The sequence below is a fragment of the Shewanella oncorhynchi genome (assembly GCF_030848765.1).
Taxonomy (GTDB): Bacteria; Pseudomonadota; Gammaproteobacteria; order Enterobacterales; family Shewanellaceae; genus Shewanella; species Shewanella oncorhynchi.
Genome location: NZ_CP132914.1, coordinates 4,351,272 through 4,375,966, shown reverse-complemented (window position 1 = coordinate 4,375,966; position 24,695 = coordinate 4,351,272). Strand labels below are relative to the sequence as shown.

Genomic DNA, 24,695 nt, shown 5'->3' with positions numbered 1-24,695 from the left:
AGGGCGGGTTTCAACGCGCTTTAAACTGCGTTTAAGGCTTTCGACAGAGCACCACTATGCCTTCAAGCCTTCGCCTTGTCTAAAGCGCGTTGAACTCCCGCTGAATGAACAGATATTTGATTCGATTGGTATTAGCTAGTTGTCGTTTTATAGCATAGCGGAGAAGAGGTTTGAATACTGTTAGAAATCAGGCTGCCCAAAACCAGCACAAGGGCGCCAGTACATTATGGGTGTTACTTGCCTTAGCACTCGGGACATTCGCTTTAGGCACCACAGAATTTGCTTCCATGACCTTAGTGCCTTATATCGCGAGCGATTTAGGGGTAGAGGTTGCACATGTGAGTTATGCCATTAGTGCCTATGCGCTGGGGGTTGTGGTCGGTTCGCCAATTATCATGGTACTGGCCGTTAGGGTCAGACGGCGAACACTCTTGATTGCTTTAGCCGGGTTAATGGCGGTGGCCAATGGCTTAAGTGCGTTAGCGCCATCATTGAATTGGTTAATCTTTTTTCGTTTTCTCAGCGGCTTGCCCCACGGTGCCTATTTTGGTGTGGCTATGTTGCTCGCGGCCTCTCTAGTGCCGCCAGAAATGAAGGCCCGCGCCGTATCGCGGGTGATTATTGGCCTTACGCTGGCGACGATTATCGGTGTGCCGTTTGCGACTTGGATGGGGCAAACTGTGGGCTGGCGCTCGGGCATTGGCATAGTGGCGATTTTGGCGACCATTACCGCGATAATGGTGTATTTTTTAGCACCTAATCAAGCCGTGCCCGCTGATGCGAGTCCCAAAAAAGAGCTACAAACCCTTAAAAATCGTGAAGTCTGGCTGACGCTCGGTATCGCGGCCATTGGCTTTGGCGGTATCTTCTGCGTGTATACCTATCTGGCTGAAACCTTAATCCAAGTGACACAAGTCGAGCCGTTTAAGATCCCAATCATGATGGCAGTATTTGGTATTGGCGCAACATTGGGCACCTTAGTTTGCGGCTGGGCGGCGGATAAGTCGGCCTTAGCGGCGGCGTTTTGGTCGTTAGTGTTAAGCACTGTGGTGTTGGCTATTTACCCGAGTTTGACCGGACATTACTGGGCGCTGATGCCCGTGGTATTTTTTGTCGGTTGTGGGTTAGGGCTTGCCACTATTGTGCAAGCCAGATTGATGGATGTGGCACCCGATGGGCAAGCCATGACAGGCGCTTTAGTGCAATGCGCCTTTAATCTTGCCAATGCAATTGGGCCTTGGGTGGGCAGTTTAGTGATACTGTCTGGACAAGGCATTGCCGCGACAGGTTATGCGGCATCTTTGTTGTCATTGGGTGGACTGCTGATGTGGTGGCTGACCCACAGAGAAAGCCGTCGCGTCGTTACCCTAAACACAGCGAACTGCGCCGACTAGTGAGTGCTAAGGAAGAGACGCAGTGGTCATATTCTGCGTCTCGAATCCGCACATTTAGCCCCTTTGTATGGTGATATCGGCGATATAACCATGCTCTGTGGCAACCAAGGCTTGTTTGAGCATGCTAGCCGCTTCATCGGCGGACATAAAGCTTGAGGTATCTAAAGCCTTACCGCTACTGGGCCAAAAGCCTGTGTCCATGCCGCCGGGATACACGGCAATCAACTTCATTGGGCTTTGTTTAAGCTCTAATCGCACCGACTCGATAAATCCCCGCACCGCCCATTTTGCCGCGCAGTAAGTGGATTCTCCCGCCTTGGCGGCCAGTGCTGCGGTGGACATGACCACAACCACAGTGACAGCTTGATCCTTATAGCGTTTCACTAATTCCCGCACTAACAAAATCGTCGAGGTGACATTGTTATTGAGCAGGCTTTGGATATCGCTCGCCCCTTGGGTTTCAATCGCTCCAAAGTAGCCGCTGCCCGCGCAGTGGATCACGGTTTTAGGGGCTTGCGTTAGGCCATCGAACAGGGCTTCGAGACTCGATTCACTGGCGAGATCGGCGGTGATCGCGGCGATCGTTTTGTTGGAGAAGGGCGTTAATGCATTGGCGACGGTTTGCAGACGCTCGGCATGGCGACCTGTGAGTGTCAGTGCTTCATTCTCTTTGGCGTAGAGCGATGCGAGCGCCGCGCCTAAACCACTGCTGGCGCCGGTAATTAATATCATAGTGACCTCGGTTAATGCTGTCTTGGCTTGAAAACCGCATCTTAAATTTAAGTGCGCTTCAATTCATGGGAAGGCGAGCGGTTAGATTAAGGTAAATAGCGGCTGATCGAATGCCACTTCATCGCCGTCTTTGGCCCAAATAGCGCTGACCACGCCATCGCGCTCGGCTTGGATGGGATTCATCATTCTCATCGCTTCGATAATGCAGATCACTTCACCTTGGCTCACTCGTTGACCGACTTTAACCAGCGGCACATCATCGAGTTCTGCCGCCGCGTAAAAAGTGCCGACCATAGGCGAGACTTGCACAAAACCTTCTGTACTTGGCGAAATGCTTGTTTGCTTTGCCTGTTCATTCAAAGGCGCCACAGGTGCTCTGGGGATCGCTTGCTGCGATTGCACATTGGCTGGCATAGGGCTGTAGCGGGTGATGCGAATTGATTCTTCACCTTCAGTGATCGCCAGTTCTGCTATGTCAGATTCTTGTACTAACTCAATGAGTTTTTTAATTTTACGAAGATCCATTGCCATTTATCTGCCCTTGCAAAGCACGCTATTGAATAGAATTTACTGTGGCTGGTTGAGCCGCTTAATGGCCGCCGCCAGTGCAAACTCATAACCCTGTGAACCAAAACCGCAAATCACGCCTATCGCCTTATCGGAAAAATAGGAATGGTGGCGAAAGGCTTCACGGGCGTGCACATTGGATAAATGCACTTCAAAAAAAGGAATTGCCACGCCAAGCAAGGCATCACGCAGGGCGACGCTGGTGTGAGTAAAGGCGGCGGGATTGATAATAATCATCTGGGCATCAGTCGCATGAATAGCATTGATTAGCTCAAATTCGGCGTTGGACTGAATATGTTCGAGCTCAACTCCCGCCAACTTTGCCTGCTGGTTTAACTCCGCCACTATGTCGGCTAAGGTTTGATGACCGTAAACGCTGGGCTCGCGGCGGCCTAAGAGGTTGAGATTGGGGCCATTGACGAGCAAAATTTTGTGACTCATTGCGCTTTCCTTTACGACATGCCTTGGGATTAATGCTGGGATTAAAGTTGGAAAAAATTATTTCAGTTTTCTACATAGGCCACTAACTTAACCTGTTCAAATCGATTTTGCATTATCCGTTAGTCGATTGTGTGCGAGCTGATCATGTGCGAGCCGATTATACCTTTGGCATCTTGTGCCATTGTTGGCTGGGTTCAATTGCGGTTATTTCTCTGGTACCGAGTTAGCAATTGCCTAAGTTGGCTGTCAGTTGAGTTAATTGTCACCTAAGTTAACTATCACCTAAGTTAATAGTCACTCTTCTGTTGGCGCATGGCCTTAGTGGCACCTTTTTGTTTCTTGGTCTCTAATCGCCGCGTTTGGCTGCCTTTAGTGGCGCGGGTGGGGATGCGTTTTTTCTGCACTTCACCGACACTGGCAACTAAGGCGATAAATTGCTCCAAGGCTGTTTGGCGATTGGCATCCTGGCTGCGACTCGCTTGGCATTTGATAATGATTTTGCCGCTTTTAGTGATGCGGTGATCCGCCTTGTTGAGCAAGCGTTCTTGGTAAAACTCGGGTAATGATGAGCTTTTAATATCGAAAATCAGTTGCGCAGCGGTGGACACTTTATTTAAGTGCTGGCCGCCTGCACCACTCGAACGGATAAATTGCCACTCGATTTCATTTTCCTGAAGTTCCACACGGTTTGAGATTTTTATCATGGCAAACTTAGGCATTTTTCAGCATGGATTGAGAAGCCATCAATAATGACTTATGGCTTTCCAATAGATTTGTTATCATCGGGCGCATTCTTTGCCACTGCATTGGCTAAAGCCATTGCCTGCAAAAGTGTTCTCGATTCGGAGTGCCTCTATGTTATGCCAAATCCCCGATATTGCTAAGGGTGTTATCAGTCTTTTTGCCAGTGGCCGACTATCCTCCACCGATTATCGGACCCGTTTACAGCCTGCGATTAAGAGTTATCGTAAGGATTGGGGCCAAGTTTGCCTGTATATTGAGGCGGATGTGTTACTCGAAGGCTGGGAGTTTGAGTCGCTGACCGGTAGTGGTGAAGTCCAGTTACCGAATTTTGAAGCCTTAGTGTTTGTGGGCGGCCCTGATTGGGTAGGAAATGCGGTACGCTTACTCGGGCCTTTTATGCAGGGCGAAGTGGCTTGGTTTCCACTCGAACAGAAAGCCAAAGCGATTGCTTGGATCACTAAGCGTTCAAATATTTAATGGTCTAATTTAGGCCATATTTACAAGGAATTAAGTATGTCATTATTGAAATCGCGCTCTTTTTCTTCACTGACAGTTTCTAAGGTCAGTGCGATTGCGTTAGTGTTGGCATTTACCGCTGGACTGAGTGCCTGCGCGCCAGAAGTGGGCAGTGATGCTTGGTGTAAACAGATGAAAAATAAGCCGTCTGGCGATTGGACTGCTAACGAAGCCGCTGATTACGCTAAGCACTGTGTATTTAAATAAGCACAGGGTGTTTAAGTCAGCGTTAGCCTTTAGAGATCACAGCTTGAAATACTTTGCTTGCGAGCTGTGAACTTATGTTTATCATACGGGTCAGATGTTCCGTTATCCGTTATCCGTTATTTGCTATAGGTGATATTTGAATTCTACCGCTAAGCCATTTTTTACTCGAATGGTGACCCTACTGATAGCCGTTATCGTGCTGCAATTTGCTGGCGCGAATTTGGGGGCGCATCAGTTACATGCGGGCAATGGCGCGGAAGAAGCTGATAATCATCCCCATCTGCAATTTAGTGCCCAAGTAACCACTTTGGCCCAATGTGTCGATTGCGTTTGTCCAAGCGAGCAAGCCTTAGGCTTTGCGGACTCCACGGGTGTCACCAGTAATCACGCGGGTGAGAACCAAAGCAACGGATTTCATTCCCACTTAGTGAAAACCACTGAAATACAAGATTTTGACCTATGCCTCGACTGCCAATGCCATGGCGGTCATGTGGCGCTGTTATCTCAGGCAGTGAGTCAGCCAGTACAGGCGTTAGAAAGCGTCTATCTGTCTACCGATGTATCCTATTTTCCGCCTGAAAATTTACCTAAATACCGCCCTCCTATCGCTTAATTCTCCAATATTCGGCTTATTTCTCGGCTTAGGACGATTGATTCATCTGATTGGATCTTATTCTATTTTGCCGCGTGATAAGCCCGTTATGTTCATCCCCCAAAAGATACGCTTGAACTGATGCTCGCAGCGTTAACTGTTGGAGCCGTCATTGGCTTTTTAGCCGTTACTGTATTGCTTGGCGGGATGATTCGATCGGCGCTTATTTGCCATGTCCAGAACGATATGATTGCTTTGCATTGAGCTATTTAAATGAAGCTCACATCTAGCCGTTTCGCTTTGGGCGCAAAAGCCAGCCGATCCACATTCGATATTGTTAGGATTTGCGATGAAAAAAACGATTCTCGCCCGTACTTTAGTTTGTCTGTTTAGATCGGGCTTGTTTAGCTGCGGATTAGTATTGGCCGCCGGATTGGTAGCCTTTGCCCTCGCGGCAGAAAATGACTCTCTTGAAGTCAACGTCCTTGAAACCAAAGCCTCTGAAGCCAATGCTCCTGAAATCAATGCCTCTGAAGTTGAGGCATTTAAGGCGCAATCACTGGGCTTACCCGCCAAAGAAACCGACACGGCACATGTCAACTTTGGCCAATGGTTGCCTGAGTTACTCATACAGTTCAATCAGTTACCTGAGGTTCAGGCGCAACTTGTAAGGCAGCAACAGGCCAAACTGGCCATTCAGGCGGCAGATCGCGCTGTGTATAACCCAGAGCTTGGGCTTAATTATCAAAATGCTGATACAGATGCCTACAGCTTAGGGCTGAGCCAAACCCTCGATTGGGGCGACAAGCGCGGCGTGGCGACGCAGCGTGCCGAGCTTGAAGCGCAAATCCTGTTAGCGGACATAGGGTTAGAGCGTAGCCAAATGTTGGCCGAACGCTTACTGGCGTTGGCAGAACAGGCGCAAAGCCGTAAGGCGCTGACCTTTGCCGAGCAGCAATTAAGGTTCACTAAGGCGCAGCTCAATATTGCTGAGCAGCGATTGGCGGCGGGGGATTTGTCTAACGTCGAGCTGCAATTGATACAACTCGAAGTCGCCTCTAATACTGCCGACTACGCCTTAGCCGAGCAGGTGGCCTTAGTGGCCGATGGCAAAGTAATTGAATTACTTGGGGATAATAATTTCGCTTTTAGTGAGTTTATCAAGGAGATCCATTTCTTTGTGACTCAGGCTAAGCAAGCGCCAGCGGCCGAGTTGGGCACCTCTAAATCAGCCTTGCCAGCACTGGCGAGTGCTTATCAGCAAGTGCTGCTCGCCAGAGTTAATGTCATGCAAGTCAAAGCGGAAGCTTCAGCTGACCCGACTATTAGCCTAGGCGCTGAAAAGGAGGGCACGGACAATAAGCTCGGTGTCGGCGTGTCGATTCCTCTACAAGTTCGCAATAACTACAGTGAGTTACAAGCAGTGGCCGATAAGGGCATCGCGATCGCGGAGCAAGGCTATCTTGCCCGTGAGCGAGTACTTACCGCCAAGCAGAAACACGTCCTCTACGCGTTACCGCGTTTACTTGAGCGTTACCAAGACTGGCGTGAGTTAGTGCAAGTGTCAGGTGCTAAAGCGGCTAAATCCTTAAGCCAACAATGGCAGGCGGGGGATGTGAGTACTAGCGAGTACTTACAGAGCCGTCGTCAGTTAGCCGCCAGTTATTTGGTGGGCTTAAACCTAGAAACGGCTATCTATCAAAGTTGGTTAACTTGGATGGGCGAAAGCGGCCAGCTTATGCCTTTTATCGAAAAGCTCATTATCGAAAAGCTAAATGCAGTCCCTTCGATAACATCTAATGCCGCCGCACGCACAGTAAACCCATGAGGTCACAATAATGAATTTAAATACTCACCACGAAAATATCCTTCAACTGAATGCTGTAACGACGCCTGAAAAGCGTCGGTTTAACCTATCAAAAATCGCGCTCGCATTATTCGTGCTGAGCACGCTGGCCTTTCTCGCTCAGCCTGTATTGGCTGGCGGTGATCACGCACCCGTCGCTAAGGCAAGCGGCGATTCGGTAACGCAAACGGCGCCGACGGATGAACACGGCGAACAGGCGTTGAAATTGACCGAAGCGCAGCAAGCCTTGGCGGGGATTAGCTTGTTACCTTTGTCGAGTGATAGCTTGAACCTAGCCAATTTGAATCTTGATATTAGGGCGACGGCGACCTTAGTGGTGGATCGCGATCGAACCGCGACCCTTGCGCCGCAGCTCGATGTGCGTGTGTTGGCGCGCCATGTGGTGCCGGGACAAGAAGTGAAAAAAGGTGAGCCTTTACTTACCTTGGGTGGCGCAGCCGTTGCGCAGGCACAGGCGGACTACATTAATGCCGCTGCCGAATGGAGTCGAGTCAAACGCATGAGTGAAGGTGCGGTTAGCGTCAGTCGGCGGATGCAGGCGCAGGTGGATGCCGAACTTAAACGGGCGATTTTAGAGGCAATTAAGATGACGCCCGCGCAAATTCGTGCACTGGAATCGACGCCAGAAGCCATAGGCAGTTATCAACTCTTAGCGCCAATTGACGGCCGAGTGCAGCAGGATATCGCCATGCTAGGTCAAGTGTTTAGCGCGGGCACGCCCTTAATGCAACTGACCGATGAATCCTATTTATGGGTGGAGGCGCAGTTAACCCCAACTCAAACTACGCATATCCAGGTTGGCAGTTCAGCCTTAGTGCAAGTAGGGGATAAGACGTTGGCAGGTAAGATAATCGGTCGCTCCCATGAACTCGACAGCGTAACGCGCACCGAGCAAGTGCTGGTGAGTATGCACAATCCTGATCATGTGTTGCATGCGGGGCAATTTGCTGAACTCTATTTTGCTGGCTCTACTACCGATCCAAACGGCAGTGGCATAGTGCTGCCCGATGCGGCGTTGACCCGTGGCGGCGATGGCGATTGGCAGATTTTTATTCAAGATGAGGATGGCTTCGAGTCCATTGAGGTAGAAGTGGTGCAGCGTCAACGCGGCTTGAGTCTAGTGCGTGGACCTGAGCTTGAAAAAGCCCAACAGGCACAGCTCAAGGTTGTGGTGGCTGGCGCGTTCTTCTTGGCATCCGAGCAGGCGAAAGCGGGCTTTGATATTCACGCCCACTAATATGAGCGCCCTCATTTTGGAGATTTTCTATGTTGCAAAAGTTAATCGAAGCCGCGATTAAAAATCGGCTGTTAGTGGTATTGGCTCTGCTCGCCGTGATTGTGGGCTGCGTGGCCATGCTGCCAAAGTTGAATCTCGATGCCTTTCCTGATGTGACGAACGTGCAAGTGACCATCAATACAGCGGCCGAAGGCTTAGCCGCTGAAGAGGTGGAAAAACTCATCAGTTATCCGGTGGAATCGGCCATGTACGCCTTGCCAGCTGTGACTGAGGTGCGCTCGTTATCGCGCACTGGCTTGTCGATTGTGACTGTGGTATTTGCCGAGGGGACGGATATTTACTTCGCTCGTCAGCAAGTGTTTGAACAGTTGCAGGCGGCGCGGGAGATGATCCCAAGCGGCGTCGGAGTGCCTGAAATCGGCCCCAATACCTCGGGATTAGGGCAGATTTATCAGTACATTCTGCGCGCCGAACCTAACTCTGGCATTAATGCCGCCGAGCTGCGTAGCTTAAATGATTATCTGGTGAAGTTGATATTGATGCCCGTGGGCGGCGTGACTGAAGTCTTGTCTTTTGGTGGCGATGTGCGCCAATACCAAGTGCAGGTCGACCCGAATAAACTGCGTGCCTATGGCTTGTCTATGGCGCAGGTGACAGAAGCGCTAGAGAGCAATAACCGTAACGCTGGCGGTTGGTTTATGGACCAAGGCCAAGAGCAACTTGTGGTGCGCGGCTATGGCATGTTGCCCGCAGGAGACGCTGGATTAACGGCGATCGCGCAGATCCCTCTGACCGAAGCCAGGGGTACGCCAGTGCGTATTGGCGATATCGCTCAGGTGGATTTCGGCAGTGAGATCCGTGTCGGGGCTGTGACTATGACGCGCCGCGATGAATCGGGCCAAGTGCAAAATCTCGGTGAAGTGGTGGCTGGTGTCGTGCTCAAACGTATGGGGGCAAACACTAAGGCGACGATTGACGATATTGGTGCGCGGGTGAGCCTTATCGAGCAGGCATTGCCCGATGGCGTGTCCTTTGAGGTGTTTTACGACCAAGCGGATCTGGTCGATAAGGCTGTGACCACAGTGCGCGATGCGCTGCTAATGGCCTTTGTGTTTATCGTGGTGATTTTGGCGTTGTTCCTCGTCAATATCCGCGCGACCTTGCTGGTGCTGTTGTCGATTCCAGTGTCTATCGGGCTCGCACTTATGGTGATGTCCTATTATGGTTTGTCGGCAAACCTGATGTCGCTCGGCGGCTTAGCTGTGGCGATTGGTATGTTAGTCGATGGCTCTGTGGTGATGGTAGAGAATATTTTCAAACACTTAACTCAACCTGATCGCCGCCATTTATCCGAGGCGAGGGCGCGTGCCGATGGTGAGGATGATCCCTATCACAGTGAGGAGGATGGTGCTAAAGCCTGTGGTGATGTCAGCGAATCGAATATGGTTATTCGGATAATGCTCGCGGCGAAAGAGGTATGTAGTCCAATCTTCTTCGCCACCGCCATTATTATCGTCGTATTTGCGCCATTATTTGCCCTTGAAGGGGTTGAAGGCAAGCTGTTCCAGCCGATGGCGGTCAGTATTATTTTGGCAATGATGTCGGCCTTGCTGGTGGCGCTGATTGCCGTGCCAGCCCTTGCAGTGTATCTTTTTAAGCGCGGTGTGGTGCTCAAACAAAGTGTGGTTTTAGCACCGCTGGATGCCGCTTATCGCAAGCTACTCACGGCAACGCTTGCTAGGCCAAAGGTGGTGATGCTCAGCGCCTTGGTGATGTTCGGCTTGAGTCTATTATTGCTACCAAGGCTGGGTACCGAATTTGTGCCTGAACTGGAGGAAGGCACGATTAACTTGAGGGTGACGCTGGCACCAACGGCGAGTTTAGGGACTTCGTTCCAAGTCGCACCTAAGCTTGAGGCTATTTTGCTAGCATTTCCCGAGGTGGAATATGCCCTGAGCCGCATTGGTGCGCCTGAACTGGGCGGCGATCCTGAGCCTGTGAGTAATATTGAAGTCTATATTGGCTTGAAACCGATAGCAGAGTGGCAGTCGGCAAGCTCGCGCTTGGAACTGCAACGCTTGATGGAGGAAAAACTCAGCGTGTTCCCCGGACTCTTGTTGACCTTTTCGCAGCCGATTGCGACTCGGGTAGATGAATTACTTTCGGGGGTAAAAGCCCAGCTAGCGATTAAAATCTTCGGCCCTGATTTAGCGGTATTGTCACAGAAAGGCCAAGCACTTACTGATCTCGTTGCGAAAATCCCCGGTGCCGTGGATGTGTCGCTTGAGCAAGTGAGCGGCGAGGCGCAATTAGTCGTGCGGCCCAAACGCGAGCTATTGGCGCGTTACGGCATCAGTGTCGATCAAGTGATGAGCCTCGTCAGCCAAGGCATTGGCGGCGCGAGTGCAGGGCAAGTGATCGATGGCAATGCCAGATACGACATCAATGTGCGACTCGCGGCCGAGTTTCGCCAAAGCCCTGATGCGATTAAAGACTTATTACTCAGTGGTACAAATGGCGCCACAGTGCGCTTAGGGGAAGTCGCCAGCGTCGAAGTGGAAATGGCGCCGCCGAATATTCGCCGTGACGATGTGCAGCGCCGTGTTGTGGTGCAGGCCAACGTGGCAGGACGCGATATGGGCTCGGTTGTAAAAGATATTTATGCTCTAGTGCCAAAGGCGGATTTGCCTGCGGGATATACAGTGATCATTGGCGGCCAATATGAGAATCAGCAGCGGGCGCAGCAAAAGTTGATGCTAGTGGTGCCGATTTCTATCGCCTTGATAGCCTTGTTGTTGTACTTCTCCTTTGGTTCATTCAAGCAAGTGTTGCTCATCATGGCGAACGTGCCCTTAGCTTTGATTGGCGGCATAGTGGCCCTGTATGTCAGTGGCACTTATTTATCTGTGCCTAGCTCTATTGGCTTTATCACTCTATTTGGGGTGGCTGTGCTCAACGGTGTAGTGCTGGTGGATTCGATTAATCAGCGCAGACAAAGCGGCGAAGCACTCTATGATTGTGTTTATGAGGGCACAGTTGGGCGTTTGCGGCCGGTATTGATGACGGCACTGACCTCGGCCTTAGGTTTGATCCCGATTTTATTGTCATCGGGTGTCGGCAGTGAGATCCAAAAGCCGCTGGCAGTGGTGATTATTGGTGGCTTGTTTAGCTCGACGGCGCTGACCTTACTCGTCTTGCCGACCTTGTATCGCTGGCTATATCGCGGCGATAAGCGCATTGATGAGCTCGGTTAACCACAAGTAAACCGTCATCGTGGGCAATAACTTGTTATGTTTCGGGTTATTGCCTTTCGTTGTAGGCAGGGTTATCACATAGACTAAAACTCTAAAAATCAGTGAGCTAAAGAGTGATAGATGGGCTAGTCTTAGAGTCGACATTAAGGACATTCATTTCTGGAGAACATTATGATTGCGGTAATTTTTGAAGTCATCCCGACAAAGGAAGGGAAGGAAGAGTATCTGCACGTGGCCGCTGAAATGCGCCAATATTTAGAAGGCCGCAAGGGATTGATTTCGATCGAACGTTTTCAGAGCTTAACCGACGATGGCAAAGTACTAAGCCTGTCGTTTTGGGAGGACCAAGCCTCTATTACCCAATGGCGCAATCAGATGGCCCACAGCATTGCCGAGCAAACGGGTATAGTGCCCTGTTTGTTTAACTCTTATCGCATTCGGGTGGCAGAAGTAGTGCAAGATTACAGTGAAACTGTGCATGTTGAAGCTGAGTAATCACTTATCTCGCTGATGTAAAAACAAAACCCATCTCTAGAGATGGGTTTTTTATGCGTGACACTTAAGTTTGAGATTATTTTTCTTGTTGAGCTTTCAATAGATCGCGGATTTCAGACAGCAACTCTTCTTCTTTGGTCGGTGCTGGTGGCGCTTTTGGCGCATCTTCTTCCTTGCGTTTTAGGGTGTTAATGGCTTTTAAACCCATAAAAATGGCGAAGGCGATAATCGTAAAGTCGATAATAGTCTGAATGAATTTGCCATAGGCAATGACCACAGAAGGCGCATCGCCTTGAGCTGCCTGTAGCACTATGCTCAAATCACTAAAATTCACGCCACCTAGGATGATACCTATCGGTGGCATGATGACATCAGCCACGAAGGACGAGACGATTTTGCCGAATGCGGCACCTATGATGATACCAACGGCCATGTCGATCACATTGCCACGGGACGCAAAAGCCTTGAACTCTTTAATTAAGCTCATTAGGTTTCCTCCAAAATTGAGATTAAATGTTAAATTTTATTGTGCAAACTGTATCAGGAAAACCTAAGGTCTTTTGCAGCCTGTTACCTTGCCAAGCTTATAGGGGCTTATGGATTAAGGCAATTCTGACATAGAGGATTTATCCTCAAGGCAATGATTTACACTTTACAAAGTAACAATTGTTACTTTTTTGGGCATTCGATTTATTCATCTAGATCGGCATGGCCGATAAAATCAGGGACTTCTAAGACTTGCGATCCCCAACGTTTAAATAGGGAGCTATAGATGAATTCGATAAAGACGCGGTATTTTCGCGGTAGATATGCCCGCTGTGGATAGCTAAGCACTACCTTAGTTTGCACCATTGGATAGTCATCTAGTAGCGGGATTAAATCGCCTTTTTCTAATGCGACTTGGGCTATGATGGATGGCACCGCAGTGATCCCAAGCCCCGCTATGGCGGCCTCGCGAGCGAGGGTGACATTGTTTACCGTCAGTTGAGTCTTGGGCTCGGCGACAATCCAAGTTTTGCCATCGAATAATTTCCACGCACCTTCAATATGCGCCGACTGCAAGCGAATCGCTTTATGTTTGGCTAAGTCCTGTGGCACCTTGGGCGTTCCATGGGCAGCTAAATAAGCTGGGCTTGCCATGAGCGATTTATGGGCGTTGACTAAGGCATAGCTTTGCAAGCGAGTGTCGCCAGAATCGGCAATTTGAAATAACAGATCTATGCCTTCTTCTATCACATCAACCTTTCGATTGGTGAGTTCAGCCTCTATGGTGATTTCGGGATAAAGCGTTAAAAACTGCGCGAAAATCGGCCCTAAAAACAATTGGCCTAATTCAATTGGGCAGACAATTTTTAGATTGCCTTTAATCAATTGCTGTTGGGCGCTGAGCTGATTTTCGGCGCTCTGCAGATCGCTGAGGATCTTATTGATCCTGTTGTAATAACTTGATCCTGCTTCGGTGAGTTTTAGGGCTCTGGTGGTGCGAAACAGCAGTTGTGTGCCGGTATCGGCTTCGAGCTCGGCTATCTTACGACTGACGGTTGCCTTAGTGAGCCCAAGGGCTTTGGCGGCACCCGTAAAGCTACCTTGCTCGACCACTTGAGCGAAAATTTGCACGCGATTGAGATCCATCATTGTTACACCTGTGAAACAGTGGGTTGATTTTTTACTGACTAATAAACTTAGTGAGACAGTAGTACACTAGATATCACTAATCAAGGAGTCATTCATGTCCAAAAGTAAACTCATTATCGCCGTTCCACTGTTACTCGCTGCAGTTGCGGGAGGCGGTTATTACTGGTGGACACAGGTACGTTTTATCGAAACCACGGATAACGCTTATGTTGAGGCCGATATTTCCCATATCAGCGTGAAAGTGCCTGGCTACGTTGTGTTAAGCGATGTAACTGATAACCAGCATGTGCAAAAGGGTGAGTTATTAGCTCAGCTAGAAGATAACCAGTTTAGTGCCAAAGTGAGTCAAGCCGAAGCCTCACAGGCGAGTGCGAAGGCGGACTTGCAAACCTTAGCCGCTAAGGTTGAGTTGCAACGGGCTTTAATCACTCAAGCCAGCGCAGGCGTGGTGGCGGCAAAGGCCGATAAAATACGGGCACAACAACAATTGAGCCGTTCAAAAAAGCTTAAAGTCAGTAATTACAGCTCCCAAGATGATGTCGACCAACTACAGGCCGGATTTGATTCTGCCGCCGCCCGTCTCGATGAAGCTCAAGCCGTGTTAGTGGCAAAGCAACGGGAGTTAGCGGTTTTTAATGCCCAATTAGATCAGGCGGGCTCAGTAGTAGAGCAGGCCGATGCGACTTTAGAACTGGCGAAAATTCAATTAAATGATACCCGTGTGACCGCACCTTTTTCTGGGGTGATTGGTAAACGTGGCGCTATGGTGGGGCAGTACGTGCAACCCGGCCAAGCACTCTACAGTTTGGTTCCGGATGGGGCTGTGTGGATCACGGCGAACTTTAAAGAGACCCAGATCCAACATATGCAACCAGGACAGTCGGTGCAGGTCAGTCTCGATGCGTTTCCCGACAAAACCTTTATAGGTGTTATCGATAGTCTGTCACCGGCGTCCGGAGCCAAATTCAGTCTACTGCCTGCGGAAAACGCCACAGGTAACTTCACTAAAATCGTGCAGCGTATTCCCGTGCGTATTCGCTTAGATTTGTCTGAGGAAGAAGCACACATGCTACCGGGCTTAAGTGCGGTCGTGAAAGTGGATACGGCGTCGGGTCCTACAATATCGGCAATCGCTGCAAATACAGGTCGTTAGTATGAGTGCAACTGGCTCTATCACTGCGTCTGCCGATATGGAGGCGCAGGGCATCAGTGTACCTAGAAAGCCTACTGATTATGAGCGTGGCAGTCGCCGTTCATGGATTGCGGTATTTGGTGGTTTGATCGGTGCCTTCATGGCGATCCTCGATATTCAAATCACCAATGCATCGATGAAGGAGATTCAAGGCAGTCTTGGGGCAACGCTCGAAGAAGGCAGTTGGATTTCAACCGCGTATCTGGTTGCTGAGATGATCGCGATCCCGCTCTCTGGCTGGCTCAGCACGGGATTGTCGGTCAGGCGTTATCTGTTATGGACCACGGCTGCTTTTATCTTTGCTTCTGTGCTTTGCTCAATCGCGTGGAACTTAGAGGCCATGATCGCCTTTCGGGCGCTACAGGGTTTCTTTGGTGGCGCACTAATTCCGCTGGCCTTTAGGCTTATTCTTGAGTTTTTACCCGATAACAAACGTGCCGTCGGCATGGCGTTATTTGGCGTGACGGCGACTTTTGCGCCTTCAATCGGCCCGACCTTAGGCGGTTGGCTGACCGAGCAATTTAGCTGGCATTATCTGTTTTATATCAATGTGCCACCGGGTTTGTTGGTGATGGCCATGTTGGCCTACGGTTTAGAGAAGCAGTCGGTCGTTTGGGATAAGCTGAAGAATGTCGATCTGGCGGGCATAGTCACTATGGCGCTAGGGATGGGTTGCCTTGAAGTGGTGCTCGAAGAAGGTAACCGCAAGGACTGGTTTGGTTCAGAACTCATTCGTAATCTGGCCATTATTGCCGTCGTGAATCTGGTGTTGTTTGTTTGGATCCAGCTAAGGCGTAAAGAGCCGTTAGTGAATTTGCGCCTGCTCGGTAAGCGTGATTTTGTGCTCTCTACCGTGGCGTATTTTTTACTGGGCATGGCACTATTCGGCGCTATTTATTTGATCCCGCTTTATCTATCACAAGTCCATGATTACACACCGTTAGAAATTGGTGGTGTGATTATGTGGATGGGATTTCCGCAGCTATTGGTCTTGCCCTTAGTGCCGAAATTGATGGAGCGCTTCGATAGTCGTTATCTCGCTGCTTTTGGCTTTTTAATGTTCGCCATTAGCTATTACATGAATAGCCAGATGACCGCAGATTATGCCGGACCGCAGATGATCGCCTCGCAAGTAGTGCGGGCATTAGGTCAGCCTTTTATTCTGGTGCCAATTGGAATGCTTGCGACCATGCATTTAAAACCCCATGAAAATGCTTCGGCGTCGACGGTATTAAACGTGATGCGTAACTTAGGCGGCGCTTTTGGTATCGCGCTGGTCGCGACCCTATCAGACACACTGGCGCGCGGGCATTTGGCCCATATTAAGGAATCTTTACCCGCAGTGAGCACGCAAGCACAGGATTATTTAACCCAAAGCGCAAGTATGTTGCAGGCGGGAGGTTCAGATCCCTATACCGCCGCCGCGCAGGCGAAAGCCTTACTGGGCAAAACCATGAGTCAGCAAGCTTATATTCAGGCCTATAACGATGTGTTTTACATCATGGGCGCTCTGCTACTCATCGCCGTATTCGCTGTGCTGCTGATCCGTAAACCGACAGGGCCTGTGGCCCACGATGCCATGGTCGAGTAATAACGTTTTTCGTTATCCTGTTGTCGCCATAGATTTCCCCAGATCTATTGGTTTGCGCAACAGCTTTGCGCCTTAGTCCTCGCGGATTAAGGCGCTTTTTTATGGTCTTTATGCTGTGGTAGACTCAAAGTTCTTTTTCGATGATTTGCAGAGGGATAATCGTTTGCAGTGGCAAAATCTTACATTTAATCAATTAAATGCCAATACCCTATACGACATATTGAAGCTAAGAGTCGATGTGTTTGTGGTAGAGCAGGCCTGCGCTTATCCTGAGCTTGACGATAAGGATAGGCATCCAGAAACCCAGCATTTGATCGGCTTATCGTCAGACGGGGAGCTGCTTGCCTACGCGCGTATTTTGCCGCCGGGGTTGAGTTATCCTGAGGCGAGTATCGGCCGTGTGGTGGTATCGCCAGCGGGTCGAGGCAAAGGGCTAGCCATGCCTTTAATGCAGCACGCCATTGAATCAGCACTGACGACTTGGCCCGATGCGGGGATCCAAATTGGCGCCCAAGATTACCTCAAAGCTTTCTATCAAAAACTCGGCTTTGTCGCCTGCTCTGAGATGTACTTAGAAGATGGTATTCCCCATTTGGATATGCGCTATCAATCAGCATAAGCGGCTATCAATATGAGTTATCTACATCAATTATCAACATAAGCGATCAACAAAAGCTTGGCATATAAACATTCAACATTAAGCCAATAAGGAACTGAGATGTCGACTTCAACGGACTATAGAATCAATCAACAGCAAATTGCCTGCGTGGCGAGTTTTCTGGCTAAAGAGGGCAAAACCGAAGCACTAATAGCTGCGCTCGCGAGCCTTATTCCTGATACGCGCCGCGAAGCGGGTTGTATTCGTTACGAACTCAATGTGAGCCGTGATGAACCACGCCGCGTGACGTTTGTAGAAAAGTTTGTCGATATTGCCGCCTTTGATGAGCACTGCGCTAAAGATGCGATTCAACACTATTTCCACCAAGTGATGCCCGAATTGGTTGAGTCGTTTCATGTGGAAACCTATCACCAAATCATTGTTTAACCGTGAGACCAATTATTAGGAGCTTGCAGTGTTGATTAACACTATCGAGCCAGTATTTAGATCTCTATCCGAATAGAAGTCATTGATACTGCAAGTGACTAATGGCCGCAGCTGGAACCATTGCACTTTAACTCTTTAGTGCTAAAAGGCATATTAGGTAAGGATAAGGCAAAGTTGCTGGCTTAAGTTGCATTTGTCATCAATGTACCGAGTAGTTATCTACGACAAGAATGACAACCTAGACTTTGATTGTATGACTTCACTGGGATTAATAAAGCTGCCTTGCTACTTTGCTTAATTGAACCCATTCGAATTTCATCGCAGAGTGAGTTTTATATCCATTCCAATCTAAAAAGCCGAGTGGTTTATCACTCGGCTTTTAATATATCTTGGATATCGCTTTATTTAGTGAAAAACACTAATGTCCAAGGGAATACGTATGCTTGGAGTACTGTGATCACGCCAATGAAAGTACAGAAAAATAGACTGTGCTTTAGCGTAAAGCGGAAAAGATCTGATTCTTTACCCGCCAATCCCGTTGCAGCGCAAGCAACGGCAATAGATTGTGGCGAAATCATTTTGCCCGTTACACCTCCCGTAGTGTTTGCGGCGACTAATAACTCCGGTGTTACACCTATTTGGTTTGCTGTATTGGCTTGCAGCGCGCCAAATAGGGCATTTGATGAGGTGTCTGAACCTGTTAAAAACACACCTAACCAACCTAAGAATGGCGAGAAGAAGGGGAATGCTACGCCAGTGCCTGCGAGCACGAGTGCTAAGGTTGAAGATAGACCTGAATAGTTTGCGACAAAGGCAAATGCTAATACTAATCCAATTGACAATATCGGGAATTTTAATTCAATTAAAGTGTCTTTAAAGGATGTCAGTGCATTACTTATTGACATTTTAAGGACCACAATTGAGATCATTGCTGCGATTAAAATTGCTGATCCAACAGCGCCTAATAAATTAAGTTTATATATTGCTGCATAAGGGGTTTCCTTAGCGACAATAGGCGCACTTTTGATAACGAGATTATGTAAGTAAGGTACTTCAATACTGATAGTGGCAAAACTTAATGCCAGTTGTACATCTTTAAGACTCCACAGGGTTACAATCGCTGTGAGAATAATAAAGGGAGACCATGCTTTAAATATCTGGCTATTAGAAAAAGTAGATTTAGGGGTAGTAACTCTTTGTTTCATTCCTGAGAAAGTGAATATTTCTTTTGGTTGCCAGACTTTTAAAAATAACGTTAAACAAATTAGACTGACTAACGCCGAAGTAATATCGGGTAATTCGGGGCCGATAAAGTTTGAGGTCAAAAATTGGGTGATCGCAAATGAAACGCCTGCTACTAATGTTGCGGGCCAAGTTTGACGTATTCCCCTGATGCCATCCATCATTGCGATGAGCCAGAAGGGGACAATAATCGATAATATTGGCAACTGACGGCCAGCGAGTTGTCCAATATGGAATGGGTCTAGTGATGAAACCTGGCCCGCTACGATAATTGGGATACCCATAGCTCCAAAGGCGACGGGTGCCGTATTTGCGATTAAGCAAAGTCCTGCTGCATACAATGGATTGAATCCAAGCCCGACAAGTAACGCAGCTGTAATAGCAACAGGTGCCCCAAAACCAGCAGCACCTTCGAGGAAGGCTCCAAATGAAAAGCCAACCAATAGCATTTGTAATCGTTGATCTTCCGTGACTGAGATGACTGACGAGCGAATAACCTCAAATTGACCTGTTTTAACGGTGATTTTATATAAAAATACTGCGGTAATAATAATCCAAGCAATTGGCCATAACCCATAACTAAAACCATATATAGCAGAAGCAAGCGCGATACTAATAGGCATTTTGTAGGCGAGTATCGCGACTGCTAAGGCAATTAATAAGGTTAATGCCCCAGCGATATAGCCTTTAAGTTTTAACACAGTTAAGGCTAGGAAGAAAAACACAATAGGCAGTAAAGCAACCATTGCGGTTAGCCACAAGCTACCGAGTGGCGTGTATGTTTGGGTCCAGGTCATAGGGAGGTTTCCGTAATTGTTATAATATGTTGATAAATCGTGTCGCATCCGCAACATAGCAGATACTAGTGTTTAGTGATGTAGGATCAATCTTAAATGTTGCAATAAGTGATATGGGTCACGAGATGTGTGGATAAATGATGACGGGGAAATATCTAAATAATAATCAAGTAAAATATTGCCTGTTTTAGCTATATTCACCAAGCATCTAATTTAGGTTGTATTAATATTTATTGTGTTATCAAGATTATTTTTTGTGAGTCGTGAAATTAACTAGAGTATTGTGATTTTATGAAAAACTAGGCTGTACTGGTTTAGTTTTTTGGTAGTGTTTATAACAGAGCGTTTATAAATTTTTGTTTATCTTTAGAGATAGAAATTAATAGCACTCAATACAATACAACTGATAATGCAGTTATCTTATTGTGGCATGAATTGAGCTATAGATGTTGCCATACTCTTGTCTATGAGTTTGCTTGGCTGGAAATTTACCTTGCTATATGTGGCTGTGAGTATGACAGTAGGTTGAAATTTTTAATTTTGCAGCACAGTTCGTTGAGGAAGTAACATGAAACAAGTCAAAGTATTAGGCAGTGGTTGCGCTAAATGTAGCAAAACCGCTGAGATGATTGCGGACATATCAGAAGAAATGGGTGTGGATGTGATTGTAAAAAAGGACACAGATCCTCAAAGCCTATTGAAATTTAAAGTGATGAAAACCCCTGCGGTAGTGATCGATGGTGAGCTCATACATAGCGGCTCAGTACCGACGCGCGATGAAGTTGAGGGGTGGTTAAGGGACTAAGCTGTTGTAAATACAGGCTCATATTAGTGAGCTCGCTGAATAGTTGCACGGATTATGCTCGTTAGAAAGCGCTTAAGCTAAAAATGCACACCATTGTCATCCTGAATCCTTGGCAATGGTGGTGTAATATCATCAGTATACGATTAATGATGTTAAATATAATATTTTTAAAAACAATGCATTGATGCTTTGTGTAGTAATTTTATTATGGGGTTTTATTGGCAACTGTTTAGTCGGCATTGCATTCTCTGGGCGAGTTTATTAAGTCTATGTCGTAGGAGATTGTTTGCAGATTTCGACTTCTTTTATCAGTATCACTGCTATGATTTTGATTCAGTAACCTCGTCAAGTTGCGGGATGAGTGCCAATGCAAAAGTGGCTTAGGGTATTAACACGTTTCTACAGTTGGTTATTTTTTACTGCACGTCTGTTTCGTTTAGGGCTTTTTCTAACGCTAAGTTTATTAGCTTTACCTTTATTTGCTGCTCAAACATCTCCCGGATTAACCCAAGTATTAACGCCCGCTACGGATTGGAAAAACTCCGCTTATATCACCCAAGCATTTAGTGAAGTCGCCCTACAAAATGAGTATGACCTTGCTAAACATAGCGTGCGTAAGTGGCGCATACCGGTACGAGTGTTTATTGAGCATCAAGTGGGTGATAAGGCGCTGCACACTCAATTAGTGTTGATGCACTTAACACACTTAGGCCAGATCACCGGCCTCGATATTCAACGGGTGGATACGCTCTCTGAGGCGAATCTGCACTTAGTGTTTACCCGTCAATCCCTATGGGCAGGTGAGGTGATGCGCTTAATGGGACCGAGCTCGGCGAAAAATGTCCATGGTTCTGTGTGTATGGCAAAGTTTGCTCTCAATTCACGGCAAGAGATTGAACGTGCTTGGATTATTATTCCTGTAGATCAAGCCAAAATGCACGGTAAGTTAGTGGCTTGTGTAGTGGAAGAGATTACTCAAGTGCTTGGTTTACCCAATGATTCAGAGAAAGTATTTCCCTCCATCTTTAACGACAAAACCCCGCAGGACTTACTCACTGGGCTCGATTTCATTTTGCTTAAATTACTCTATAGCCCAAGTATTAGCGCTGGAATGACGGCGGTAGAAGTCAAACAGCCTATGCAGATCTTGCTCGAACAATGGCTGCGCGATGGCACTATTGCTAACGCTGGCAAAACGGTACGTCAAGGTCAGTTGTACCCATTGTTAGGTTATTGATGACTAAGCATTACAGCTAAAGTTGGCATTGCTCGCACGTGACTAATTAATCCTTTTTGTTTTAGGAATAAGGGCATAGTCTATCTTTATATTAGATAAACACCTTGGAGGGACACCATGCGAATGACATTGCAGTTTTTAGGGGCGACAGAGGAAGTGACGGGTTCGTGTCATTTACTCTCGGTTGATCATGAACACTTATTGCTCGACTGTGGTTTGATCCAAGGCGGTAAATCTGATGAGTTGCGTAATCATGATCCCTTCGCATTTGATCCTGAGTCTATTTCTGCTGTCGTGCTTAGCCATGCCCATATCGATCATTCTGGGCGTTTACCACTTTTAGTCAAAGCGGGTTTTGATGGGCCTATCTACACCCATAAAGCCACGGCAGAGCTGTGCGCCATCATGCTCAAAGATGCGGCTATGCTGCAGACCCGCGATACCGAAAGAGTCAATAAAAAGCGTGCTAAACATGATCTTGACCCCCTAGAACCGCTATTCACCGTTGAAGATGCTGAACTCGCGATAACCCAATTTGTACCATTGGAATATGGTCAAGTGACTCGCGTTATTCCCCATGTGGATATTTGCCTCTCAGATGCAGGGCATATTTTAGGTTCCGCCTTAGTTGAGTTGTGGTTAGGTGAGGGCAAATCCCAGAAGAAAATCGTCTTCAGTGGCGATCTTGGCCGTGCAGGTATGCCGATTTTACGTAATCCTACCTTAGTGGATACGGCAGATTTAGTCTTAATGGAAAGCACCTATGGCAATCGTTTTCACCGCAGTTGGACGGATACCTTAGCCGAATTGAAAGCCATTTTTGCTAAGACAGTCAACGAGAGCCAAGGAAATATATTGCTGCCCGCTTTTTCGGTTGGACGAGCACAGGAGTTATTATATCTATTTCATTTATATGCTAAAGAATGGGATCTCGGCCGTTGGAAAATCTGCCTAGACAGCCCGATGGCAATTGAGGCGACCCGCGTCTACGTTAATAATTATCCGCTGATGGATGAGGACTTTAAACGCTTTACCCGCCAACATCCTGGGCAGCATCCGCTGTTGTCGAATGTCGAATTTATCCAAACGACCGAAGAGTCGATAGCGCTGAACGATGTGCATAAGGGATTGATCATTATCGCAGGGAGCGGCATGTGTAACGGTGGACGTATTCGTAGCCACTTAGAGCATAATTTATGGCGCCCAGAATGTGATGTGATTATTTGTGGTTATCAAGCGCTTGGAACACCGGGGCGTGCCCTCGTCGATGGCGCTGAGGAATTGTCTATTCATGGTAACAGCATTAAAGTCGCGGCTAAGTTACACACAGTGGGTGGACTTTCAGCCCATGCGGATCAAGCAGAGTTATTACGTTGGTATCACCATTTTGAAGGCCAGCCGCCGTTAATTTTAGTCCATGGAGAACCCGAGGCGCAGCATGGATTAGTCGATGTGATTAACCAAGATCCTCAGACTAAACCAAAGGCTATAGCAATCGCGACCCAAGGTGATCGATTGGATTTAAATGCACTGCCGCAGTTAGTGTGGAAGCCTTAAAAGATTTGAAAGTACAAGTTAAAAAGTTGGGTGGAAATGCCATTATCTTCTACACGTGTGGCAAAGCGAGTTATCCTGCCTGTGAGTTGTATTATGAATGTAATGGTGAAGGTTTTTCTATCGAAGATTAGCGTTTAGTATTATAAAAAAGCTCACATAGTTGTGTAATGCCGTTCACTTAAGAGTGAACGGCATTTTTCTTTGGTCTAACCGGGAACTTGTTTTTGCTCATTTTAAGAACTCGTGGATATGCCCTTTCCCGTTTACCATCCAGCTTAAATTGCCGTGCATTTCGTTCTATATCCAATACGTCTCTCGGGACATTCCCCGGTGTTTGTGATGACAGTTGTGTCAACTTGAAGATGATATAACTCGCCGCATCTCGAAAACTCAGTTGATTGGGGTGGACCGATGGCAAGCTTTTAGCCATCAGCAACATCTTATATCTAATGAGATTATAGGCCAGTAGCACGCCCCATAACTCTTGAGTCACCAGCTCCGGTAGTTGACTACGGAGCGTAAAACGGCTCTCCAGTAGATGTTGCTTCATCTCTCTGTAGCCCAGTTCTATTTCCCATCGATGGGCATATAAGTCGACGATGTCTTCGCTGGGGTAACGCATCGGGTCTGTCAACGAGGTCAAAATGGCGACTGGCTTACCTTTCACTGTCTTAGTCAATAAACGCGCTTCAAGAGTTTCAGGCAGCTGCGGCCATTTCTTTCTGGCCTGAGGTGTAGTGGTGAGTTTCACCCACTGATCATGCTTTCCTAGCGTTCGCACCACCTCATATTGAGTGCCTTTCTTCAATGGCAACAACCAGTGGCTATCAGGTTGCGCTTGCTGCCAAGCGTGTAACAGGCCGAGCGAGTAAAATCCTCGGTCAAATAGGGTTAGGCTGTAATTGGGAATGCTAGGAATGAGCTGGGATGCTAAGTTCATTTCATTTTCGGCAACCGAATCAAAGGCGCTGTTGACCAACAAATGGCTGCTTAATTCCATCAAGCAAACCATGCGAATTTGCGGATAAGCAGCTTCGCCTGAAGCGTTTGCGGTACGCGCAAAGGCGGCTTGATTTTGGACACTATCGGGTGTCCGCCACACTACACCGTCAACACCATACAAGTTAAGGCCGCACCAATGAGGATGTTCAGCTCTCGCGTGCCAGGTATTGGCGCTGCGACTAAATACTTCTCTAATAACCTCACTGCCCAATCGTTTACGCGCCTGAGTCACGGCGCTGCGTGCAACATAATCAATCTCTTGCGGCAAAACAATGTCGAGTTTGTTGATGAGTGACCGAACAGATTCCCCTCGGAACAAAGCCATTCCGATAACGGCCCAAATCATCGCGTCCATCGGCAATTTACGCCGTCTTAACGTCGCAACGCCCTGAGAGTCTAGGCAAGATTGAATTAACTCAGGTTCTAACACATCTGCTAAGCAGGTGAATTCGGTTAGGCGGGTAATATGAGTACGGGCGAGTGCTTCTGAGAGTTGCATAAAAAAATCCGATGACATGAGGTCATCGGATTTTGATCTTTTCAGCG

The 24,695-nt window shown here is 47.8% G+C and carries 23 protein-coding genes; 15 read left to right on the top strand and 8 right to left on the bottom strand.

Annotation, left to right across the window (positions count from 1 at the left end; all coding sequences use genetic code 11):
• Positions 1-170: 170 nt before the first annotated feature.
• A complete protein-coding gene (locus RA178_RS19435) occupies positions 171-1,394 on the top strand; it encodes an MFS transporter (protein ID WP_105250336.1) in 1,224 nt (407 codons plus the stop codon).
• Between the two features lie 54 nt (positions 1,395-1,448).
• Here RA178_RS19435 and RA178_RS19430 read toward each other — a convergent pair whose 3' ends face one another.
• The 4 genes from RA178_RS19430 to arfB form a co-directional block, all read right to left on the bottom strand.
• Positions 1,449-2,126: an SDR family NAD(P)-dependent oxidoreductase gene (locus RA178_RS19430; protein WP_173496245.1), complete on the bottom strand. Its 678-nt coding sequence runs from the start codon at positions 2,124-2,126 to the stop codon at positions 1,449-1,451.
• Positions 2,127-2,207: 81 nt separating this feature from the next.
• Positions 2,208-2,657: an acetyl-CoA carboxylase biotin carboxyl carrier protein gene (gene accB, locus RA178_RS19425; protein ID WP_173496246.1), complete on the bottom strand. Its 450-nt coding sequence runs from the start codon at positions 2,655-2,657 to the stop codon at positions 2,208-2,210.
• A 36-nt stretch (positions 2,658-2,693) separates the two neighbouring features.
• Positions 2,694-3,134 carry a type II 3-dehydroquinate dehydratase gene (gene aroQ, locus RA178_RS19420; protein WP_028759381.1) on the bottom strand — a complete coding sequence of 147 codons (441 nt, stop codon included), beginning with the start codon at positions 3,132-3,134 and terminating at the stop codon, positions 2,694-2,696.
• Between the two features lie 287 nt (positions 3,135-3,421).
• A complete protein-coding gene (arfB, locus tag RA178_RS19415; protein ID WP_011787977.1) occupies positions 3,422-3,853 on the bottom strand; it encodes an alternative ribosome rescue aminoacyl-tRNA hydrolase ArfB in 432 nt (143 codons plus the stop codon).
• A 136-nt stretch (positions 3,854-3,989) separates the two neighbouring features.
• Between arfB and RA178_RS19410 the strand changes: the two genes are divergently transcribed.
• The 7 genes from RA178_RS19410 (at position 3,990) to RA178_RS19380 (ending at position 12,046) form a co-directional block, all read left to right on the top strand.
• Positions 3,990-4,355 carry a SpoIIAA family protein gene (locus RA178_RS19410; RefSeq protein WP_105250333.1) on the top strand — a complete coding sequence of 122 codons (366 nt, stop codon included), beginning with the start codon at positions 3,990-3,992 and terminating at the stop codon, positions 4,353-4,355.
• Between the two features lie 36 nt (positions 4,356-4,391).
• Complete coding sequence (locus tag RA178_RS19405; RefSeq protein ID WP_113939200.1) at positions 4,392-4,601, top strand: DUF3012 domain-containing protein; 210 nt, start codon at positions 4,392-4,394, stop codon at positions 4,599-4,601.
• Between the two features lie 169 nt (positions 4,602-4,770).
• A complete protein-coding gene (locus tag RA178_RS19400; RefSeq protein ID WP_306685431.1) occupies positions 4,771-5,214 on the top strand; it encodes a hypothetical protein in 444 nt (147 codons plus the stop codon).
• A 328-nt stretch (positions 5,215-5,542) separates the two neighbouring features.
• Positions 5,543-7,021, top strand: coding sequence for a TolC family protein (locus RA178_RS19395; protein WP_306683410.1), 1,479 nt, complete (start codon positions 5,543-5,545; stop codon positions 7,019-7,021).
• A 10-nt stretch (positions 7,022-7,031) separates the two neighbouring features.
• Complete coding sequence (locus tag RA178_RS19390; RefSeq protein WP_306683408.1) at positions 7,032-8,297, top strand: efflux RND transporter periplasmic adaptor subunit; 1,266 nt, start codon at positions 7,032-7,034, stop codon at positions 8,295-8,297.
• Between the two features lie 29 nt (positions 8,298-8,326).
• A complete protein-coding gene (locus RA178_RS19385; protein WP_306683406.1) occupies positions 8,327-11,551 on the top strand; it encodes an efflux RND transporter permease subunit in 3,225 nt (1,074 codons plus the stop codon).
• Positions 11,552-11,722: 171 nt separating this feature from the next.
• Complete coding sequence (locus RA178_RS19380) at positions 11,723-12,046, top strand: antibiotic biosynthesis monooxygenase family protein (RefSeq protein ID WP_025008611.1); 324 nt, start codon at positions 11,723-11,725, stop codon at positions 12,044-12,046.
• Between the two features lie 76 nt (positions 12,047-12,122).
• On the opposite strand, the gene mscL is transcribed toward RA178_RS19380, so the two are convergent.
• Positions 12,123-12,533 carry a large-conductance mechanosensitive channel protein MscL gene (gene mscL, locus RA178_RS19375; protein WP_105250328.1) on the bottom strand — a complete coding sequence of 137 codons (411 nt, stop codon included), beginning with the start codon at positions 12,531-12,533 and terminating at the stop codon, positions 12,123-12,125.
• Between the two features lie 203 nt (positions 12,534-12,736).
• Positions 12,737-13,681, bottom strand: a complete 945-nt coding sequence (locus RA178_RS19370; RefSeq protein ID WP_168827308.1) for a LysR family transcriptional regulator — start codon at positions 13,679-13,681, stop codon at positions 12,737-12,739.
• Positions 13,682-13,775: 94 nt separating this feature from the next.
• Here RA178_RS19370 and RA178_RS19365 point away from each other — a divergent pair, with 94 nt between their 5' ends.
• The 4 genes from RA178_RS19365 to RA178_RS19350 all read left to right on the top strand — a co-directional run bounded on the left by RA178_RS19365 (position 13,776) and on the right by RA178_RS19350 (position 17,509).
• The gene (locus RA178_RS19365) at positions 13,776-14,834 is read left to right on the top strand and encodes an HlyD family secretion protein (RefSeq protein ID WP_306683401.1); all 1,059 of its coding nucleotides are present in this window, start codon (positions 13,776-13,778) and stop codon (positions 14,832-14,834) included.
• A gap of 1 nt (position 14,835) precedes the next feature.
• Positions 14,836-16,464, top strand: a complete 1,629-nt coding sequence (locus RA178_RS19360) for a DHA2 family efflux MFS transporter permease subunit (protein WP_306683399.1) — start codon at positions 14,836-14,838, stop codon at positions 16,462-16,464.
• A gap of 163 nt (positions 16,465-16,627) precedes the next feature.
• Positions 16,628-17,083: a GNAT family N-acetyltransferase gene (locus RA178_RS19355; RefSeq protein ID WP_306685430.1), complete on the top strand. Its 456-nt coding sequence runs from the start codon at positions 16,628-16,630 to the stop codon at positions 17,081-17,083.
• Positions 17,084-17,182: 99 nt separating this feature from the next.
• On the top strand, positions 17,183-17,509 hold the full coding sequence (locus tag RA178_RS19350; RefSeq protein WP_226058284.1) for a putative quinol monooxygenase: 327 nt from the start codon (positions 17,183-17,185) through the stop codon (positions 17,507-17,509).
• A 401-nt stretch (positions 17,510-17,910) separates the two neighbouring features.
• Here the strand turns inward: RA178_RS19350 and RA178_RS19345 are convergent, their stop codons facing one another.
• Positions 17,911-19,548: a lactate permease LctP family transporter gene (locus RA178_RS19345; RefSeq protein ID WP_306683397.1), complete on the bottom strand. Its 1,638-nt coding sequence runs from the start codon at positions 19,546-19,548 to the stop codon at positions 17,911-17,913.
• A gap of 568 nt (positions 19,549-20,116) precedes the next feature.
• Between RA178_RS19345 and RA178_RS19340 the strand changes: the two genes are divergently transcribed.
• From RA178_RS19340 to RA178_RS19330, 3 genes are all read left to right on the top strand, one after another.
• Positions 20,117-20,353: a thioredoxin family protein gene (locus tag RA178_RS19340; protein WP_028761824.1), complete on the top strand. Its 237-nt coding sequence runs from the start codon at positions 20,117-20,119 to the stop codon at positions 20,351-20,353.
• Between the two features lie 367 nt (positions 20,354-20,720).
• Entirely contained in the window at positions 20,721-21,590 is an 870-nt protein-coding gene (locus tag RA178_RS19335; RefSeq protein ID WP_286993615.1) for a DUF2927 domain-containing protein, read from the top strand.
• Positions 21,591-21,707: 117 nt separating this feature from the next.
• The gene (locus RA178_RS19330) at positions 21,708-23,147 is read left to right on the top strand and encodes an MBL fold metallo-hydrolase RNA specificity domain-containing protein (protein ID WP_212599622.1); all 1,440 of its coding nucleotides are present in this window, start codon (positions 21,708-21,710) and stop codon (positions 23,145-23,147) included.
• 178 nt (positions 23,148-23,325) lie between these two features.
• On the opposite strand, the gene RA178_RS19325 is transcribed toward RA178_RS19330, so the two are convergent.
• Positions 23,326-24,648 (bottom strand): IS4-like element ISSba6 family transposase, encoded by a 1,323-nt coding sequence (locus tag RA178_RS19325; RefSeq protein ID WP_259216148.1) that lies wholly within the window; start codon positions 24,646-24,648, stop codon positions 23,326-23,328.
• Between the last annotated feature and the right edge of the window lie 47 nt (positions 24,649-24,695).

Coding starts and splice junctions, on each gene's coding strand:
- RA178_RS19335 (WP_286993615.1), top strand. CDS start 20,721: ATGCAAAAGTGGCTTAGGGTATTAACACGTTTCTACAGTTGGTTATTT.
- RA178_RS19380 (WP_025008611.1), top strand. CDS start 11,723: ATGATTGCGGTAATTTTTGAAGTCATCCCGACAAAGGAAGGGAAGGAA.
- mscL (WP_105250328.1), bottom strand. CDS start 12,533: ATGAGCTTAATTAAAGAGTTCAAGGCTTTTGCGTCCCGTGGCAATGTG.
- RA178_RS19370 (WP_168827308.1), bottom strand. CDS start 13,681: ATGATGGATCTCAATCGCGTGCAAATTTTCGCTCAAGTGGTCGAGCAA.
- RA178_RS19430 (WP_173496245.1), bottom strand. CDS start 2,126: ATGATATTAATTACCGGCGCCAGCAGTGGTTTAGGCGCGGCGCTCGCA.
- aroQ (WP_028759381.1), bottom strand. CDS start 3,134: ATGAGTCACAAAATTTTGCTCGTCAATGGCCCCAATCTCAACCTCTTA.
- RA178_RS19405 (WP_113939200.1), top strand. CDS start 4,392: ATGTCATTATTGAAATCGCGCTCTTTTTCTTCACTGACAGTTTCTAAG.
- RA178_RS19390 (WP_306683408.1), top strand. CDS start 7,032: ATGAATTTAAATACTCACCACGAAAATATCCTTCAACTGAATGCTGTA.
- RA178_RS19365 (WP_306683401.1), top strand. CDS start 13,776: ATGTCCAAAAGTAAACTCATTATCGCCGTTCCACTGTTACTCGCTGCA.
- arfB (WP_011787977.1), bottom strand. CDS start 3,853: ATGCCTAAGTTTGCCATGATAAAAATCTCAAACCGTGTGGAACTTCAG.
- RA178_RS19330 (WP_212599622.1), top strand. CDS start 21,708: ATGCGAATGACATTGCAGTTTTTAGGGGCGACAGAGGAAGTGACGGGT.
- RA178_RS19340 (WP_028761824.1), top strand. CDS start 20,117: ATGAAACAAGTCAAAGTATTAGGCAGTGGTTGCGCTAAATGTAGCAAA.
- RA178_RS19385 (WP_306683406.1), top strand. CDS start 8,327: ATGTTGCAAAAGTTAATCGAAGCCGCGATTAAAAATCGGCTGTTAGTG.
- RA178_RS19360 (WP_306683399.1), top strand. CDS start 14,836: ATGAGTGCAACTGGCTCTATCACTGCGTCTGCCGATATGGAGGCGCAG.
- RA178_RS19410 (WP_105250333.1), top strand. CDS start 3,990: ATGTTATGCCAAATCCCCGATATTGCTAAGGGTGTTATCAGTCTTTTT.
- RA178_RS19350 (WP_226058284.1), top strand. CDS start 17,183: ATGTCGACTTCAACGGACTATAGAATCAATCAACAGCAAATTGCCTGC.
- RA178_RS19395 (WP_306683410.1), top strand. CDS start 5,543: ATGAAAAAAACGATTCTCGCCCGTACTTTAGTTTGTCTGTTTAGATCG.
- RA178_RS19325 (WP_259216148.1), bottom strand. CDS start 24,648: ATGCAACTCTCAGAAGCACTCGCCCGTACTCATATTACCCGCCTAACC.
- accB (WP_173496246.1), bottom strand. CDS start 2,657: ATGGCAATGGATCTTCGTAAAATTAAAAAACTCATTGAGTTAGTACAA.
- RA178_RS19400 (WP_306685431.1), top strand. CDS start 4,771: ATGGTGACCCTACTGATAGCCGTTATCGTGCTGCAATTTGCTGGCGCG.
- RA178_RS19345 (WP_306683397.1), bottom strand. CDS start 19,548: ATGACCTGGACCCAAACATACACGCCACTCGGTAGCTTGTGGCTAACC.